1 protein-coding gene is annotated in these 1,505 nt (G+C 68.8%); it reads left to right on the top strand.

Annotated elements, in window-relative coordinates:
* The first annotated feature begins 35 nt into the window (after positions 1-35).
* Positions 36-1,487 carry an IS701 family transposase gene (locus AB0G14_RS35670; protein ID WP_357705216.1) on the top strand — a complete coding sequence of 484 codons (1,452 nt, stop codon included), beginning with the start codon at positions 36-38 and terminating at the stop codon, positions 1,485-1,487.
* The last annotated feature ends 18 nt before the right edge of the window (positions 1,488-1,505 follow it).

The raw sequence follows: 1,505 nt of genomic DNA, 5'->3' as shown, positions 1-1,505 counted from the left end.
TACGGCAGCCGCCATTGGCCGTCTGACCTGGTGGGATGCGGTGGGGGTGTGCAACGTGGACGCAGCCGCCTGTCGATCATGTGTTTGTGAGGACAACAAGATCAAAGGCGGCTGCTGCTGTCAGGGTAGCGGCCGGGCGTGCGGTGCGAGCACGGGCCGACCTGTTGGAGCGGCTGCGGTCGTGTTTCGTGCGGACGCAGACATGGCAGCACGCGGGCAGGTACGTCTCGGCGCTGATCAGCCAGGTGCCGAAGCGCAACGGATGGAGCATCGCCGAGCAGGTCGGGGACGCCACGCCGGATCGCACACAGCGGCTGCTGAACCGGGCGGTGTGGGACACGATGGCTGCGATGAGCCAGGTCCGGCGGTTCGTGGCCGCCGGTCTGGACGAGGCGGCGAGCCGCCGGCGGTGGCGTGGGCTGACGGTCGCTGCGTTGGACGAGACGGGGCAGCCCAAGCAGGGCCAGGCCACGTGTGGGGTGAAGCGGCAGTACATGGGGTGCGCGGGCAGGGTCGCGAACGGTATCAACACGGTGCACCTGTCGTATGTGCGGGAGCGGATCGGGCACGCGTTGATCGGGGCGCGCCAGTGGATCCCGGCCGAGCAGATCAGTGACCCGCAGGCTGCGGCCGGCATGGGACTGCCGCCCGGGTTGGAGTTCCGCACCAAGGGCCAGTTGGCCATCGACATCTGCGCTGACGCGTACGCCGACGGGCTGCGCTTCGACGTCGCCTGCGGCGACGAGGTGTACGGCAACTGCACACAGTTGCGGGAGTTCTTCGAGGCTCACGGGCAGGCGTACGTGCTGCGAGTCGCCTCCACCTTCATGATCAACCTGCCCTCCGGAGACAGGATGACCTGCGCGCAGGCCATCACCCGGCTGGCCGCGGACACACATCGGTGGGAGGTCCGCTCGGCCGGTACCGGATCGAAAGGGCAGCGCTGGTACGCCTGGGCGTGGATCGTCACCGCCTCACCACGGCATCACCTGCTGGTCCGCCGTCACCTGCACAGCGGTGAGTTGGCCTTCCACTACTGCCACCTGCCCGAAGGGCATCCGGTGACCAAGGCCAGACTCATCCGCGCCGCCGGACTGCGCTGGCCGGTCGAGGAGGATTTCGAGTTCAGCAAGGACCACTTCGGCCTGGACCAGTGCCAGGCCCGGCTCTACACCGCGATCCAGCGTCACACCGTGCTGGTCATGGCCGCCCTCGCGATCTGCGCGGTCACCGCCGCCCACCTGCGCGACCGCACCGACACCCAGGCCCCGCCACCGAGCACACCCGACCAGCCACCACCACCCGAACCCGGGCTCATCCCGCTGACCGTCCCTGAGGTCAAACGGCTACTCGCTGACGCCCTTCACCATCCGAAACCGCCCGGCCACGCCACCCGATGGCTCACCTGGCGACGCCGCCACCAGGCCCGCGCACGCTGGTTCCACCAACGCACCCGACTGAACCGCGACTACGCCCTGGTCAGCTAACAAATGGCGGCTGCCGTA

This window comes from Micromonospora sp. NPDC023814 (assembly GCF_040639595.1).
GTDB lineage: Bacteria > Actinomycetota > Actinomycetes > Mycobacteriales > Micromonosporaceae > Micromonospora.
This window is presented reverse-complemented; position numbering and strand designations above follow the sequence as displayed.

Bases quoted from the DNA above. Each gene is read 5' to 3' on its own strand.
- AB0G14_RS35670 (WP_357705216.1), top strand. From the start codon at position 36: ATGCGGTGGGGGTGTGCAACGTGGACGCAGCCGCCTGTCGATCATGTG.